General features: G+C 59.8%; 16 protein-coding genes. 7 read left to right on the forward strand and 9 right to left on the reverse strand.

From position 1 onward, the window contains the following. Positions 1 to 42: 42 nt before the first annotated feature. The 3 genes from AB1E37_RS18920 to AB1E37_RS18930 all read left to right on the forward strand — a co-directional run bounded on the left by AB1E37_RS18920 (position 43) and on the right by AB1E37_RS18930 (position 3,457). On the forward strand, positions 43 to 1,776 hold the full coding sequence (locus AB1E37_RS18920) for an arylsulfatase (RefSeq protein WP_004223434.1): 1,734 nt from the start codon (positions 43 to 45) through the stop codon (positions 1,774 to 1,776). Between the two features lie 87 nt (positions 1,777 to 1,863). Beyond that, positions 1,864 to 2,640 (forward strand): SDR family NAD(P)-dependent oxidoreductase, encoded by a 777-nt coding sequence (locus tag AB1E37_RS18925; protein WP_032421087.1) that lies wholly within the window; start codon positions 1,864 to 1,866, stop codon positions 2,638 to 2,640. 25 nt (positions 2,641 to 2,665) lie between these two features. Beyond that, a complete protein-coding gene (locus AB1E37_RS18930) occupies positions 2,666 to 3,457 on the forward strand; it encodes a MoaF C-terminal domain-containing protein (protein WP_032447390.1) in 792 nt (263 codons plus the stop codon). A gap of 669 nt (positions 3,458 to 4,126) precedes the next feature. On the opposite strand, the gene AB1E37_RS18935 is transcribed toward AB1E37_RS18930, so the two are convergent. The 4 genes from AB1E37_RS18935 to AB1E37_RS18950 form a co-directional block, all read right to left on the reverse strand. Continuing rightward, positions 4,127 to 5,080 (reverse strand): aldo/keto reductase, encoded by a 954-nt coding sequence (locus AB1E37_RS18935; RefSeq protein ID WP_004147443.1) that lies wholly within the window; start codon positions 5,078 to 5,080, stop codon positions 4,127 to 4,129. A gap of 128 nt (positions 5,081 to 5,208) precedes the next feature. Next, positions 5,209 to 5,985 (reverse strand): ABC transporter substrate-binding protein, encoded by a 777-nt coding sequence (locus AB1E37_RS18940; protein ID WP_002892707.1) that lies wholly within the window; start codon positions 5,983 to 5,985, stop codon positions 5,209 to 5,211. Positions 5,986 to 6,004: 19 nt separating this feature from the next. Continuing rightward, positions 6,005 to 7,183, reverse strand: a complete 1,179-nt coding sequence (locus tag AB1E37_RS18945) for a M20 aminoacylase family protein (RefSeq protein ID WP_032447389.1) — start codon at positions 7,181 to 7,183, stop codon at positions 6,005 to 6,007. A gap of 215 nt (positions 7,184 to 7,398) precedes the next feature. After that, positions 7,399 to 7,536: a hypothetical protein gene (locus tag AB1E37_RS18950; RefSeq protein WP_020316933.1), complete on the reverse strand. Its 138-nt coding sequence runs from the start codon at positions 7,534 to 7,536 to the stop codon at positions 7,399 to 7,401. On the opposite strand from AB1E37_RS18950, the gene AB1E37_RS18955 reads away from it, so the two are divergent. Next, the gene (locus AB1E37_RS18955) at positions 7,499 to 7,624 is read left to right on the forward strand and encodes a hypothetical protein (protein WP_002892703.1); all 126 of its coding nucleotides are present in this window, start codon (positions 7,499 to 7,501) and stop codon (positions 7,622 to 7,624) included. The two genes, AB1E37_RS18950 and AB1E37_RS18955, sit on opposite strands and share 38 nt — an antisense overlap. A 64-nt stretch (positions 7,625 to 7,688) precedes the next feature. On the opposite strand, the gene AB1E37_RS18960 is transcribed toward AB1E37_RS18955, so the two are convergent. Both AB1E37_RS18960 and AB1E37_RS18965 read right to left on the reverse strand, forming a co-directional pair. Next, positions 7,689 to 8,144, reverse strand: coding sequence for an RcnB family protein (locus tag AB1E37_RS18960; RefSeq protein WP_002892701.1), 456 nt, complete (start codon positions 8,142 to 8,144; stop codon positions 7,689 to 7,691). Between the two features lie 179 nt (positions 8,145 to 8,323). After that, positions 8,324 to 8,713, reverse strand: coding sequence for a hypothetical protein (locus AB1E37_RS18965; RefSeq protein WP_002892699.1), 390 nt, complete (start codon positions 8,711 to 8,713; stop codon positions 8,324 to 8,326). A gap of 271 nt (positions 8,714 to 8,984) precedes the next feature. Between AB1E37_RS18965 and AB1E37_RS18970 the strand changes: the two genes are divergently transcribed. The 3 genes from AB1E37_RS18970 to AB1E37_RS18980 are packed head-to-tail and all read left to right on the forward strand — an operon-like array spanning position 8,985 to position 11,986. Further along, entirely contained in the window at positions 8,985 to 10,103 is a 1,119-nt protein-coding gene (locus AB1E37_RS18970) for an ABC transporter substrate-binding protein (RefSeq protein ID WP_029602944.1), read from the forward strand. A gap of 60 nt (positions 10,104 to 10,163) precedes the next feature. After that, the gene (locus AB1E37_RS18975; protein ID WP_072159394.1) at positions 10,164 to 11,192 is read left to right on the forward strand and encodes an iron ABC transporter permease; all 1,029 of its coding nucleotides are present in this window, start codon (positions 10,164 to 10,166) and stop codon (positions 11,190 to 11,192) included. After that, positions 11,189 to 11,986, forward strand: coding sequence for an ABC transporter ATP-binding protein (locus tag AB1E37_RS18980; protein ID WP_002892698.1), 798 nt, complete (start codon positions 11,189 to 11,191; stop codon positions 11,984 to 11,986). The genes AB1E37_RS18975 and AB1E37_RS18980 overlap by 4 nt, the downstream gene beginning before the upstream one ends. A 40-nt stretch (positions 11,987 to 12,026) precedes the next feature. On the opposite strand, the gene AB1E37_RS18985 is transcribed toward AB1E37_RS18980, so the two are convergent. From AB1E37_RS18985 to AB1E37_RS18995, 3 genes are all read right to left on the reverse strand, one after another. After that, a complete protein-coding gene (locus AB1E37_RS18985; protein ID WP_032447388.1) occupies positions 12,027 to 13,169 on the reverse strand; it encodes an HlyD family secretion protein in 1,143 nt (380 codons plus the stop codon). Continuing rightward, positions 13,169 to 13,513 carry a DUF3302 domain-containing protein gene (locus AB1E37_RS18990; RefSeq protein ID WP_002892695.1) on the reverse strand — a complete coding sequence of 115 codons (345 nt, stop codon included), beginning with the start codon at positions 13,511 to 13,513 and terminating at the stop codon, positions 13,169 to 13,171. Before AB1E37_RS18990 ends, AB1E37_RS18985 begins: the two co-directional genes overlap by 1 nt. 135 nt (positions 13,514 to 13,648) lie before the next feature. Then, positions 13,649 to 14,290, reverse strand: a complete 642-nt coding sequence (locus AB1E37_RS18995) for a helix-turn-helix domain-containing protein (protein WP_004151802.1) — start codon at positions 14,288 to 14,290, stop codon at positions 13,649 to 13,651. Positions 14,291 to 14,528: the final 238 nt, after the last annotated feature.

A 14,528-nucleotide genomic window follows, 5' to 3' on the forward strand; every position in this document is an offset into this window, starting at 1 on the left:
CCTTACCCTGATGATATCCCCCTCTGAACAGGAGAGTCAGTCGTGAACAAAAAAGCCATGGCCGCGGCGGTCAGCATGATCCTCGCCGGTGGCGCGCACGCCGCGCAGCAGGAGCGTCCAAACGTCATCGTGATTATCGCCGATGATATGGGCTACTCGGACATCAGCCCCTTTGGCGGCGAGATCCCCACCCCCAACCTGCAGGCGATGGCCGAGCAGGGAATGCGCATGAGCCAGTATTACACCTCGCCGATGTCGGCCCCGGCGCGCTCAATGCTGCTCACCGGCAACAGTAACCAGCAGGCTGGGATGGGCGGCATGTGGTGGTACGACAGCACCATTGGCAAGGAGGGCTACGAGCTGCGGCTGACCGACCGCGTCACCACCATGGCCGAGCGCTTTAAAGACGCGGGGTATAACACCCTGATGGCCGGTAAATGGCACCTCGGTTTTGTTCCCGGCGCCACGCCGAAAGATCGCGGCTTTAATCACGCCTTCGCCTTTATGGGCGGCGGCACCAGCCACTTTAACGACGCGATACCGCTGGGGACCGTTGAAGCCTTCCACACCTACTACACCCGCGACGGCGAGCGCGTCTCCCTACCGGATGATTTTTACTCCAGCGAAGCCTACGCCCGCCAGATGAACAGCTGGATTAAAGCGACGCCGAAGGAACAGCCGGTCTTCGCCTGGCTGGCCTTCACCGCCCCTCATGATCCCCTGCAGGCGCCGGACGAGTGGATTAAGCGCTTCAAAGGCCAGTATGAGCAGGGTTACGCCGAGGTCTATCGCCAGCGCATCGCCCGCCTGAAAGCGCTGGGAATTATCCATGACGATACCCCGCTGCCGCATCTGGAGCTGGATAAAGAGTGGGAGGCACTAACGCCAGAGCAGCAGAAATATACGGCAAAAGTGATGCAGGTATATGCGGCGATGATCGCCAATATGGACGCGCAAATCGGCACCCTGATGGAGACGCTGAAACAAACCGGGCGCGATAAAAATACCCTGCTGGTCTTTTTAACCGATAACGGCGCCAACCCGGCGCAGGGTTTCTACTACGAATCTACCCCGGAATTCTGGAAGCAGTTCGATAACAGCTATGACAACGTCGGCCGCAAAGGATCATTTGTCTCCTACGGCCCCCACTGGGCCAACGTCAGCAACGCCCCCTACGCCAATTATCACAAAACCACCAGCGCCCAGGGCGGCATCAATACCGACTTTATGATCTCCGGTCCCGGGATCACCCGCCACGGTAAAATCGACGCCTCGACGATGGCGGTGTATGACGTGGCGCCGACGCTATATGAGTTCGCCGGCATCGATCCGAACAAGTCGCTGGCGAAGAAGCCGGTGTTGCCGATGATCGGCGTCAGCTTTAAGCGCTATCTCACCGGCGAAGTACAGGAGCCGCCGCGCGGCAACTACGGGGTTGAACTGCATCATCAGGCGGCCTGGGTCGATGGCGAATGGAAGCTGCGACGGCTGGTGCCGCGCGGCCTCACCGCCGGCGACGCGCCGTGGCAGCTATTTAATCTGCACGACGACCCGCTGGAGACGCATGATGTCGCGGCCGAACATCCCGATCGGGTCAAAGCCATGAGCGAGGCCTACGAGGCATTTGCTAAGCGCACCATGGTCACCCGGGCACAGGGCAAGATGATCGACTACGTCGGCATCGACAGCAAAACCGGGCGCTATCTGGCAGTCGACCCCGCCACCATGAAGCCGGTGCCTGCGCCGCAGGCGATCCCTGTGAGCGAGATCCATTAACCACCACGGCTATCGTTCTTCCGGGCGATAGCCGGGACCTGACGCGCTTTTTAAGGTAATCGGAAACCCCATTACAGGAGAGTGCGGATGGCGAGAGTCGTGGTAATTACCGGCGGTGGAACCGGAATTGGCGCCGCCTGCGCGCGGCTGATGCGCGCCGCGGGCGAACGGGTGTTTATTACCGGACGGCGCGAAGCGCCGCTGCAGGCTGTCGCCAATGAGACCGGCGCCACGGCGCTGGTGGGCGATGCCGCCGACGGCGAGGTGTGGTGCCAGCGGCTGCTGCCGGCCATCCTCGACCAGACCGGCGGGATTGATGTCCTCATCTGCAGCGCCGGCGGGATGGGCAACAGCCCCGCCGCCGAGACCAGCGACCGCCAGTGGCGCGAGGCGCTGGACGGCAATCTCACCAGCGCCTTCGCCAGCGTTCGCGCCTGTCTGCCTTCGCTGATTGCCCGCCGCGGCAATGTGCTGTTTGTCGCCTCCATCGCCTCTCTGGCCGCCGGGCCGCAGGCCTGCGGCTACGTCACCGCCAAACACGCTTTAATCGGCCTGATGCGCTCCGTCGCCCGCGATTATGGCCCCCAGGGGGTACGCGCTAACGCCATCTGTCCCGGCTGGGTCACGACGCCGATGGCGGATGAAGAGATGCACCCGCTGATGCAGGCGGAAGGGCTGTCGCTGACTGAGGCTTATCAGCGGGTGTGCCGCGACGTTCCGCTGCGCCGCCCCGCCAGCCCCGAGGAGATAGCCCAGGCCTGTCAGTTTCTCTGCTCTCCGCAGGCCGCTATCATCAGCGGCGCTACGCTGGTCGCCGACGGCGGGGCCAGTATCGTCGATGTTCCCACTCTGGCGTTTGCCTAACGCCCTACTCTGTTCAGGAGCCCCTATGACTTCAGAAGCCGTATTTATCCAGGTCGGCGCGCTGGCCGATGGTTTTGCGCCGCACGGTAACCTGCTGGCTACCGCCAGCCTGCCCGCAGGCGAAAACTTTACCTTTTATGTCGCCGGGAGCGAGCCGCAGCAGCTGGTTATCGAAGATGAGCAGACGCTAAGCTGGAACGGCAAGCGCGCCCCCTGGCGGGCAACCGCCCTGCGCCCGGACATTCTGTTTATCGACTTCCTTGACCCGGAGCGGGATAACGCCAGCATTAGCGCGGTATGCAACCTGACGCAGCGCAATGCCACGCTGGTATACGGCCAGCTGCCGGACGAAGCCGCCGCGCGGCTGGACGCCTTCAGCCGGGTAGAACAAGGGTTGCCGCTGACCGCGGTTGAGGCCCGTTTCGTCTTCGCCCGCCTGGATGCCCAGCCGGGGCCGCTGCCGGACTTTACCGATGCGCTCATTGGCATGCGCAATCAGTACACCTATAGCCCGACCGAGCGCTATGAGCACATCTATCTCAACGATAATTTTTACGCCTGGCAGTGTCTGGACGGCGTGGAAAAGGGGCTGGCGGATGTCGATCGCTGCCATTACGTGCAGGTGGCTGAGGATCTCTATCTGTTCGTCTGGCGGGAGAAAATCATTCCCACGCTGGGGGTGATCCTCATCGATCTGCAGCAGATGCGCACTGACGGCAAGATCATGGGCTATCAGGGCAGCGATTTCGGCGCCCTCAGCAATTTTCCGGTCGGCGCCAGCGCGAAGATCCTCAACGTCACCCGCCATCAGGAATAGTAGGGCGCCGCCGGGCACGCTTTCAGGCACCGCACCCGTCATTTCGCCGGGTGGCGGCTGCGCCTTACCCGGCCTACAGGAGCCTCTCACAGGATCACACCTCGTAGGCCCGGTAAGCGCAGCGCCACCGGGCGATGCCATCAGGCACGGAGCCGCTTTATTGCCGGGTGGCGGCTGGCGCCTTACCCGACCTACGGTCCGTTGCAGCCAGCCGTTAACTTACCCACTTGTGCGACTGAAACTGCCGGTGTTGCGGCCTCAACATCGCTGAGACGTTCCCGGAAGGCCGGGGCAGCCCGCATGGATGCGGGCTGAGGGCCGTGTTTTGCACGGACGCTGCCTCGGCCCGACCCGAAGCCTGCAGGGATAAGTCGAAGGCACTGCGCAGCGGCGATGTTGCTGGCCGGAGCCCGGGGGTACAGGGGGCGGCGGCGACTGGCCGCCTCCTGTGCGCTCCCTGCACCATGACTGCCATAACGCAGACAATTAACCGGGAGCGCAATCGGCCCGGAAGTAACATAGAAGCTGTAGCCCTGCTAAGCGCAGCGCGAACAGGGACATTTCCGGTTGCGCCGTTATTTTGCCGGGTGGCGGCTGGCGCCTTACCCGGCCTACGGTCCGCGTCATGTTTAGCCTTCCCCCCTCTCCCCGCCGGGAAGAGGGATTGCCTCAGGCGCTGGCGCCGTCCAGCCGCGCCACTTGCTCCGCGCTCAGGCTCAGCGCCGCCGCGCGGGCAAAACTCTCCACCTGAGCCACGCTGGTGGCACTGGCGATCGGCGCGGTCACCCCTTCGCGGCCGATCAGCCACGCCAGGGCCACCTCAGCCGGCTTCGCGCCCTGCTCGTCCGCGACCGCCGCCAGGGTATCGATAATCCGCATCCCGCGCGGATTCAGGTACTTACCAATCCCGCTTCCGCGCTGGCTCTGTGTCAGATCCGACGGCTGGCGGTACTTTCCGGTTAAGAACCCCGAGGCCAGGCTGTAGTAGGTCACCACCCCGATATCGCGGCTGACGCAGAGATCGCACAGCGCACCTTCAAACGCAGAGCGGTGGTAGAGGTTATATTCCGGCTGCAGCACCTGCCACGCAGGCAAGCCGCCCTTACGCGCCACCTCCAGCGCCCCCGCCAGCTGCATCGCATCGAGGTTAGAGGCCCCCATCGCGCGGATTTTTCCGGCCTGCTGCAGGCTGTGGAAGGCCTCCAGCGTTTCCGCCACCGGGGTTTGCGGATCCGGCCAGTGGGAGAAGTAGAGGTCGATATAATCGGTATTCAGGCGACGCAGAGAGTCGTCAACCGCCTGTTGGATCCAGGCTTTGCTGAGCCCTTTATGGCCGGGGAGGCCGAGATCGGAGCCGACTTTGGTGAAAATTTTGACTTTATCACGCATGCCGGGGCGCGCCTGTAGCCAGCGGCCGATTATGGTTTCAGATTCGCCGCCCTGGTTGCCCTCCGCCCAGCGGGAATAAACATCCGCCGTATCGATAGCGTCAAAACCGTGGTCAACGAAAGCATCAAGAAGAGCAAAACTGGTTTTTTCATCGATGGTCCAGCCAAAGACGTTGCCGCCAAAGACTAATGGGGCGATGGAAAATCCGGTTTTGCCCAAAGGACGTGTCATCATGCCGAGTACTCCTTAGCTTATATTCTGCTTCCCTCAGGTAACCATAGGGGTCAGGAGAGGAGGTCGATTGGATAATCAGAAAAGGAATCTTACGGCGGGCGCTCCACGCCCGCAGGTACACTCTGACATTATGTCCCGGAATAAACATCAAAGCTAAAATATTTGCCAGCTAATTTTTTATAGGTGCCGTCGGCAAGAATTTTCGCAATCGCGCCGTTAATTTCCTGACGCAGCGCCTCATCGTCTTTACGCAAACCTATCGCCGCCCCGGCGCCAAACAGCGTATCGTCCTGCAGATGGCCGCCGACAAAGGCGAATTCTTTACCCTGCGGCTGCTGCAGGAAGCTGTAGTCGGCCATCATCCCGGAGAGCACCGCGCCGTCGATGCGCCCCGACTCCAGGTCACGCACCACGCTATCGGCCCCCTGGTAGGCCACAATGTTTATCCCCTGCGGCCGCCAGTGCTGGTTAACATACGTCTCCTGCGCCGAGCCCTGCTCCACGCCGATGGTTTTGCCCTTCAGCTGTTCCGGCGTATTGCCTTGCAGGGTATTTTTACGCGCCACGAGGAACACCGGCCCGTTATACAACTTGTCGCTAAAGGCAATCTGCGCTTTGCGCTTCTCGGTCATATACATCCCGGAAAGGATCGCGTCGAATTTACGCGCCTTCAGCGCCGGGATAATGCCGTCGAAATTGCTTTCCACCCACACGCATTTCGCCTGCAGCTGCTGACAAATGGCGTTGCCTAAATCGATATCAAACCCCGCCAGCTTGCCCTGCGGATCTTTCCATTCAAACGGCGCGAAAGTCGGGTCAACGCCGAAGCGGATCTCCTTTCCCCCTTCGGCCAGCGCCGACGTCGACGCCATTAATGCCAGCCATAGCAACAGTGATTTTTTCATTCGCGTTCTTCTCCAGAGATTAGCGACAGTGTTTTTCCACCAGACGGGCGAACAGCGTCGCGCCGATGGTGATAATGTCATCGTTAAAGTCGTAGCCGGGGTTGTGCACCATGCAACCGCCCTTCTCCCCTTTCTCGCCATTGCCGAGCAGGAAGTAGCTGCCAGGGCGTTCGCGCAGCATAAAAGCGAAATCCTCGCTGGCGTTCATCGGCGAGACCGACTCCAGGACCCCTTCGCGGCCAAACACCTCCAGCGCCAGCGCCCGGGCGAAATCGGTCTCTTCAGGACTGTTGGTTAATACCGGATAGGAGTCGTAAACCTCCACTACGCTGCTGGCGCCATAGCTTTTGGCGGTAAAGTCAGCGAGCTCGTGAATACGCTTGATCAGCAGGTCGCGGATTTCCGGCTTCATCGCCCGCACGCTCAGATCCATTACCGCGCTCTCCGGAATGACGTTGGAGGCGATACCGGCCTGGAAGGTGCCGACGCTGACCACTGCCGTTTCCCCCGGCGGCACGTTGCGCGCCACGATGCTCTGCAGGGCCATCACCAGCGCCGCACCGGCGACGATCGGGTCGACGGTGCGCTCGGGGTGGGCGCCGTGGCCGCCGTAGCCGGTAATCGTGATTTTGACGGTGTCCGCCGAGGCCATGAAGTTGCCGGCGTAGAAGCCCAGCTTGCCTACAGGCAGGCCTGGCATGTTGTGCAAGCCAAAGATGCGTTCGCAGGGGAACTGCTCGAACAGGCCGTCTTTAATCATTAAATCCGCGCCGCCGATAGCCTCTTCCGCCGGCTGAAAAATCAGATGCACCGTGCCGTTGAACTGACAGGCCGGCGAGGCGATATATTTCGCCGCCGCCAGCAGAATGGTGGTGTGACCGTCATGGCCGCAGGCGTGCATTTTTCCTGGCGCCGTGCTGGCCCAGGGTAAACCGGTGGTTTCCTCGATCGGCAGGGCATCCATATCGGCGCGTAAACCGATGGTGCGCGGAGAATCGCCTTTGCTCAGGCTGCCGACCACGCCGGTCTTGCCGAGACCGCGCGTCACCTGATAGCCCCATTCCGTCAGCTTGCTGGCGACCAGTTCGCTGGTATTAAACTCTTCAAGACTTAATTCCGGATTGGCATGTAAATAATGACGGATAGAAATCATTTCCGCTTCCGTCGCTTTAATTTCTGGAATTACATAATCACTCATGCCGCTCTCCGGGAAATAAATTAAGGACTTATCACGGTATCGCGATGAAAAGTTTATGCAAGCAGCATTTCTAATACCTGGAATGGACGCATCTTATTTAATAATTCACTCATCACAGCGCAATGAATAATCAAAATAGTGCAATTAAAAAATAAAAGTTTATTTTTTTGATGATTTCCCGTTATTTACCCTACCCTGCACGGCCACATCCAGCGTTATATAAAATAAACGGGCAGGCAATTACAGAGGCTTTTCCTTCTCGCAATCGTTGCGCTGGCGGGCTGCAGCGCGCCGATCGCCGCCTCCACCAGCGGCGTGGCGTCAGATACCGCCTCGTTGTCCTCGAAGGTCAACGTTTATCATCTGACCGAAAAAGAACTGTCCACCCAGGCAACGATCAATGGTTATAAATACTGGCCGGATGCTGCGCTGGATCCGTAGCTTTCCGCGAGTGCGCCATCGCCGGATCAGGCTTTTCCTGACCCGGCGTCGCGGAGCAGCGCATTTAGTGGCCGAGGGCGCCGCTCACCAGAATCGAGGTGATGATCCCGGTCGCCGCGGCGATCAGCACATAGTTACCGTCGATATAGGACCAGTGATGGCCTTCCGGCGGGGGCGGCAGGCCGCGGTCGCTCCAGTCGCGGACGCGATATTCATCGCCACGGAACGGCGCCGGAGCCGGGTGGCCTTTGCGGAAATCGTTCCCGCGCCAGGCGAAATGGTCCTGCTCATGACGTGCCAGATCGCGTTTGTCATGGCCGTCGCGATCCGGGCCACGCTGGTCATGGTCGCCCTGATGATGCGCGTCAGGTCCGCCCTGCGGTGCATGCCCGTCATGGTCCGGACCGTTCTGCCACACCGTGGGTTGCCCCGGACGATGGCCGTCGTTCGGGCCATCGGCAAAGGCCGGGACGCTCAGCACACAGGATAAAATTACTGCCAGAGAAATCATCTTTTTCATGGTACACCTCCTGATTCAGCTCCTTTGTACCGGGCAAATGTGAAGAAAGAGTGAGTAACTGGTTAACCAGGACGATTCCTGGCATCGGCAGTTGCTGTGCTGCGCAACAGCCAGGCTGCGGGAGGAAGGACAATAAAAAAGGCCGCTTTCGCGACCTTTATTCAGACAGGTTAAAGGACTTATTCAGTCACTTTATTTTTTAATTCTTCGGCGCCGGTTTTGGTTTTATCCCAGCCCTTTTCCGCACCGGATTTGGTGGCATTCCAGCCTTTTTCACTGACCTCTTTGGTCTTATCCCACCCCTTCTCGGTGCCTTCTTTGGTCTTGTTCCAGGTTTTCTGCGCGCCTTCGCTCACCTGGCTGCCGACGCTGTCCTGCTTGCCTTCGGCGGCGTGTTTCGCCTTCAGCTGCTGCTCTTCGCCCTCGTGCTGGGCCTGATGCAGCTTCTCTTTAGCGGTGTTGGCGTTGGCATTCGCCGCCGCGACGGTATCATCTGTTGCATGTGTTGTCGCAGCAAAAACCGGAGCCGCAACCAGAATAGCCGATAACGCAATCATTGCTTTTTTCATAATATCCTCTCTCACGTGTCGTGTTATGAGTCGCATTCAGGATGGCACAACGAACCGGGGATGACATTAGGAATTAGCCTGAAAAACGTCTTCGACCTCCAGCCTTGGCAGAAAATGCTGCCGCCGCGCGCGCCCTGTCGGCGTTGGCATAATTTCCAACATGTTTGTTACATTTTATGAAATTTGCCCTTGATATACTTGCCGTTGACGTTTACTCGAGAATAATTCTCAGAATCATTATATTTATAAATTGGCAAACGGAACTCATTTTATGGCAAGAAAATCAGTAAGATCGCTGTTACTTACTGCGCTGCTCGCGACGCCCCTCCTCAGCTATGCAACCCAATATCCCCTGACGGTCACGGACCTTGACGGCCGGCAGGTCACCCTCGCCAAAGAGCCGCAGCGTATTATTTTGCAGGATGGTCGCGACATTATGACCCTCGCCCTGCTGGACCGGGACAATCCGTTTAAACGGCTGGTGGCATGGAATAATCTGGCGAAAAAGCAGGATGTTGCCACCTGGCAGATGCTGAAAACGACGTGGCCGCAGTCGGCCACGATCCTTGACATGGGCTTCAGCGATAAAGGGAACGTCGATCTTGAAAGCGTCATCGCCCGTCAGCCGGATCTGATGATCGCCCAGCTGCGCGCCAGGCCAGCGCTGATGGAGAGCGGCGTCATCGACAAGCTCAGCGCCCTGCACGTTCCGGTGCTGTTTGTCGACTATGAGATCGACCCGGCGAAAGATACCGCCCCCAGCATCGACCTGCTGGGCAAAGTCCTTAACCGCGAGAGCCAGGCCAAAGCCTTTACCGATTACTATCGTCAGCAGCTGCAGACGATTCGCCAGAAAACCGCGGCCATCACGCCGAAGGCCAACGTCTTCGTGGAAGCGCTGGCCGGCAACAGCGACGCCTGCTGCTTTACTCATGGCCACAGCGGCTGGGGCGGGCTGGTAGAGGCGGTCGGGGCGAACAATATCGGTTCGCAGCTGCTGCCGGGCGCCTCCGGGTTCGTCTCGCTGGAGAAAATCATCAGCATGAAGCCCGACGCCTGGATCATGACCGGCTCGAAGCGCGGCAACAGCCAGGTGCTGCCCCTGGGTTATGCGGTTAAGCCAGAGGCGGTGAAGGCCCAGGCGCAGACGCTGCTGGCGCGACCTGGGGTCAGCCAGATCCCGGCGGTACAGGAAAAGCGGGCCTATGGCGTTTATCACCACTTCTATAACCACCCGTGGAATATTGTCGGCATGGAATACCTGGCGAAAGATATCTACCCGCAGGCTTTCGGCGATCTCAACCCGGATGAGACGTACCATTATATCGTGCGCCATTTCACCGACCTGCCGGACCAGCCGTTCGTCTTCTCCTGGCAGCAGAGCGAGTAATCCGGCATGCGTTTAACCTCCGACTCCGTGCTCGACGGGCTGCCCGCCGGGACCTCTGGCGTGATGAATGATTATCGCCGTATCGTGCGTCGCCGTCTGCTGCTGATCCTCCTGCTGGCGCTGTTGATTGTCGCGTCGCTGCTGCTCGATTTTATGCTCGGCCCCTCCGGTCTGCCGCTGCAGAACCTGTGGCAGACGTTAACCGATCCGGCCAGCGCCGATCCGGGCACGCGCGCCATCGTCTGGGATATCCGTCTGCCCTATGCGGTGATGGCGATTATCGTCGGTCTGGCGCTGGGACTGGCCGGCGCCGAAATGCAGACCATCCTCAATAACCCGCTGGCCAGCCCGTTTACCCTCGGCGTCTCCTCGGCTGCGGCGTTTGGCGCCGCGCTGGCGATTGTGCTCGGTATTGGCCTGCCCGGTATTCCCGGCCAGTGGTTTATCTCGGCCAACGCCTTTATCTTCGCCCTGCTGGCTGCCCTGCTGCTGGACGGCATCACCCGCTGGACCCAGGTGGCCACCTCCGGCGTCATTCTGTTCGGCATCGCGCTGGTCTTTACCTTTAACGCTCTGGTCTCGATGCTGCAGTTCATCGCCAACGAAGACACGCTGCAGGGGCTGGTGTTCTGGACCATGGGCAGCATCGATCGCGCCTCCTGGAGCAAAGTCGCCATCCTGTTGGTCGCCCTGGCGCTGGTGATGCCCCTGTCGCTGCGCAGCGCGTGGAAGCTGACCGCCCTGCGGTTGGGCGAGGACCGGGCCATCAGCTTTGGCATTAACGTTCGCCGTCTGCGCCTGACCACGCTGCTGCGGATCAGCATTCTGTCGGCGCTTTCGGTGGCCTTTGTCGGGCCAATCGGCTTTATCGGCCTGGTGGCGCCGCATATTGCGCGGATGCTCTTCGGCGAAGACCATCGCTTTTACCTGCCCGCCAGCGCGCTGATCGGCGCCCTGGTGCTCTCCCTGGCCTCCATCGCCTCGAAAAACCTGATCCCCGGGGCCATTATTCCGGTGGGGATCGTCACTTCCCTGGTCGGGGTCCCGTTCTTTTTGAGCATCATTTTACGTCATCGGGGGCAGGTATGAGCGACCAGACATTATCCGGGCTGTCGCTGTCTCACTTCAGCGCCGGCTACCCCAGACGCAAGGTGATCGAGAACCTGACGGTTCCCCATCTGCCGCGAGGGAAAATCACCGCGCTGCTGGGGCCAAACGGCAGCGGTAAATCAACGTTAATGCGGGCGATGGCGGGTCTGGGCCCCTGCCGCGGCGAGCTGCTGCTGGAGGGGGAAAATCTGCTGACGCAGCCGTTCTCACGTCGCGCAGAGCAGGTGGTCTATCTTCCGCAGACGCTACCCGCCGGCGTGCATCTGCATGTGCTGGAGTCGATAATCGTTGCCCAGCGCGCCGCCGGAGGACGCCACAGTCCGCAGCGCCAGGAGGAAGTGATGGCGCTGCTGCGACAGCTGGGGATTGCCCATCTGGCGATGAGCTACCTCGATCAGCTCTCCGGCGGGCAAAAGCAGCTGGTGGGTCTCGCCCAGTCGCTGATCCGCCAGCCGCGCCTGCTGCTGCTCGACGAACCGCTCAGCGCCCTTGACCTCAACTACCAGTTTCACGTGATGGATCTGGTGCGCCGGGAGACCCGGCGGCGCAACATCGTGACCCTGGTGGTGGTGCACGACATCAATATTGCCCTGCGTCACGCCGACCACGTGCTGATGCTCAAGGCGGGCCAGCTGCTCGGCGACGGCACCCCGGCCGCGGTCATCACCCCCGAGACTCTGGCGGCCGTCTATGGGGTGCGCGGGCGTATTGAACCCTGTTCGCAGGGGGTGCGGCAGGTGATTATTGACGGCCTGGTGGACAGCGAGGCCTGACCGCGGCGCGGGGCGGTTCGTCCGCCCCGCGCCCGCCGGCTTAGTGATCGAGATAGATATAGTTTTCCCAGCTTTTCATACGGATCAGGATCTTCCTGATCAGCGACAGCTCTTTCAGATGATCCGAGTAGACCGCCGCCTCGAGGGTAGCCCCCTGCGGCAGAGCGTATTCGGCAAATCGCGGATCGGTCACCTTCAGCACCACCAGCGCCCGGCCATGGGTATTGAGCGCGTCTGTGGTCAGCAATTTGCCCTGCCCCTGGAACTGGCTCTCGCCAATCGCCGGCAGCACGTCGGCCACTTCTCCGCGAAAGACGGTGCCCGGGATAGCCGGAAACATCAGCTCCGCGGGCTCGCCTTTGTGCAGACGCTGCAGGGCGTTCTGGCGAAATGCCGCGACGTACTCCCGCGAGGCGGCGCCCTCCACCGGCACAAAGGTCATCAGCGGGATCATCCCCAGCGCAGTGGACATGGTGCCCGGCCGTAAGCCGACGGTACTGACATAGCCATCCTCCGGGGCGCGGACGACGGTGTTCTCCAGCTGAAACTGCGCCTTTTGCAGCTGCGCCAGCAGGGAGGCCACGGTGGTGTTTTTGCCCTTCACCACCGAGTCCAGCGCATTACGCGCCTGAACCACCTTTGCCTGAGCCGCGCTGACGCTGGCTTCATCGGCTTTCCACGTCTGCAGACGGGTATCAACCATTTGATCGGAGAAGGCGCCCTGGGCATGGCCCTCCCGATAGCGGGCATACTCCCGCCGCGACTGGTCGCGCTGGGCCACCGCACGGCTCAGCTCGGCCTGCGCCTGGCTTGACGCCGCGTTTAAGGAGAGCGCATCCTGACTGGCTGCTTTTATCTGCGCCTGCAGATCGTCCACTTTCGCCTGGAACGGCGTCGGGTCGAGGGTAAACAGCACATCGCCCTTATGCAGCATCTGGTTAGGCTTCACCGGTACGCTCTGCACCCGGCCGCGTACCTGCGACACAATCGGCACGGTGCGAAACACCTGGTTACCGACGTCGGTATAAGGGAAGTTGTAGTTCATCCCGAAGATCACCGCGCCAATCAGGGCGATACCGCCGAGCACCGCCGTCGGCACGGTCCACTTATTGAGCGGGATGCGAAAAACTTTAAACACCACGATGCATAGCGCGGCGTAGGTCAGCAACATTAACGTTTCCATTATTTTGCCTCCTTCGCTTTCAGAACGTCCACCTCGCGCTGGACCTGTTCCAGCTGCTGGACCACCGTTTCCAGACGCTGATGCAGCGCCTGCTGCTCGTCGGCAATGTGGCGCATCCCCCATCCGCGGTCTTCGCGCCACAGCGTCGCCCAGATCCATAACAAGGGCCACAGCGCGTGGAGGGTAAATAAGCTGACCCAACCGGCATAATGAATCGCATCCTGATGAGGATGACGCCGCTCTTTGGCGATTTCATAAGGAATATCGTGAATAACAATCACGCCATAAAAAAGTATTAAGGCCACGGCGATCAGAATGGCCAGCGCCACATAGTCCAGGGTCATAAAATAGCTCCAGAGTGCAAGGTTAAATAAATAAAACAGCCAGATTCAGGCGTAACGGGGCCGGGGGAAAAAGCGCGCTTAGCGCTTTCCCTGGCGGTAATAGCAACGTGATGGCGTGAATCTGCCGAATCGGATTCAGAATTTCTCAGGAATATGACGGTCGATGGAGATCAGCTTGCCTTTTTTCACCGTGATATATCCCCCCTCGCGCAGCGCGGCCAGCACCTGGTACACATAGCTGCGCGAGAGATTGGTTCGTTTAATAATAAATGCCGACAGGCTCTCATGCTGACCCCCATCAATTTCGCCGCGATATAAATAGCGCGACAGCATCGATTTAATGGTCTGAAAGCTGGTCTGGCTGCCGCGTTCATAGTGGGCATCAAGGGCAAATATGCCCATATAGGCCAGGATCGTGGTCAGCTCTTGCATATAGCCCGGCGACGAATGAAAGAATATTCGCTCAAAATCGCTGGCGGTTATTTTCGCCAGCTGGCACTCGCCCAGACACTGATAATAGAGCGCGACCGACGGACAATAATGTTCCAGTAATCCTAACGGCATATGCGCGATAACAATCCCGACCAGGTTCTGCTCATCGCCAAAGGCCAATGTCATTTGCCCCTGCAGCAGAAAGTAGAGATAGCCCGGCTGCGGAATAAAGCCCTGGTCTTTGCCCAAACTCAGCGTTTCACTGCAGGCGATCACCGCCGGCAGATGCGTAGTCAGCGTCAGCTTCTGGTACCGATCGTAAATATCGCCAAAACTGGGGTTCATCGCGCTACGCACTCCTTTACCTTTGGCCACCGCGGCGGGGCTAACCGCGACCTGGTGAACTATACCTAAGCGGGTGGGGAAGGAAAAGTCCAGATCTGGAGTGGCGAAATATTCCGCCTGGCTCACATTTTTTACCCTCGCCTCCCTGTTTCGTGACCCAATCGTTCCGCTTACCGGTGGGCTGTGCTTTAATGAGCTAAACCGGTTTAGTAAAGTTTAGCTTAGAGGAGCTTGTCGT

The sequence above is a fragment of the Klebsiella sp. Shm-1 genome (assembly GCF_040804525.1).
GTDB classification, from domain to species: domain Bacteria; phylum Pseudomonadota; class Gammaproteobacteria; order Enterobacterales; family Enterobacteriaceae; genus Klebsiella; species Klebsiella pneumoniae.

Bases quoted from the DNA above. Each gene is read 5' to 3' on its own strand.
- AB1E37_RS18965 (WP_002892699.1), bottom strand. From the start codon at position 8,713: ATGAAAAAAGCAATGATTGCGTTATCGGCTATTCTGGTTGCGGCTCCG.
- AB1E37_RS18970 (WP_029602944.1), top strand. From the start codon at position 8,985: ATGGCAAGAAAATCAGTAAGATCGCTGTTACTTACTGCGCTGCTCGCG.
- AB1E37_RS18985 (WP_032447388.1), bottom strand. From the start codon at position 13,169: ATGGAAACGTTAATGTTGCTGACCTACGCCGCGCTATGCATCGTGGTG.
- AB1E37_RS18990 (WP_002892695.1), bottom strand. From the start codon at position 13,513: ATGACCCTGGACTATGTGGCGCTGGCCATTCTGATCGCCGTGGCCTTA.
- AB1E37_RS18995 (WP_004151802.1), bottom strand. From the start codon at position 14,290: ATGAACCCCAGTTTTGGCGATATTTACGATCGGTACCAGAAGCTGACG.
- AB1E37_RS18960 (WP_002892701.1), bottom strand. From the start codon at position 8,144: ATGAAAAAGATGATTTCTCTGGCAGTAATTTTATCCTGTGTGCTGAGC.
- AB1E37_RS18980 (WP_002892698.1), top strand. From the start codon at position 11,189: ATGAGCGACCAGACATTATCCGGGCTGTCGCTGTCTCACTTCAGCGCC.
- AB1E37_RS18940 (WP_002892707.1), bottom strand. From the start codon at position 5,985: ATGAAAAAATCACTGTTGCTATGGCTGGCATTAATGGCGTCGACGTCG.
- AB1E37_RS18945 (WP_032447389.1), bottom strand. From the start codon at position 7,183: ATGAGTGATTATGTAATTCCAGAAATTAAAGCGACGGAAGCGGAAATG.
- AB1E37_RS18935 (WP_004147443.1), bottom strand. From the start codon at position 5,080: ATGATGACACGTCCTTTGGGCAAAACCGGATTTTCCATCGCCCCATTA.
- AB1E37_RS18930 (WP_032447390.1), top strand. From the start codon at position 2,666: ATGACTTCAGAAGCCGTATTTATCCAGGTCGGCGCGCTGGCCGATGGT.
- AB1E37_RS18925 (WP_032421087.1), top strand. From the start codon at position 1,864: ATGGCGAGAGTCGTGGTAATTACCGGCGGTGGAACCGGAATTGGCGCC.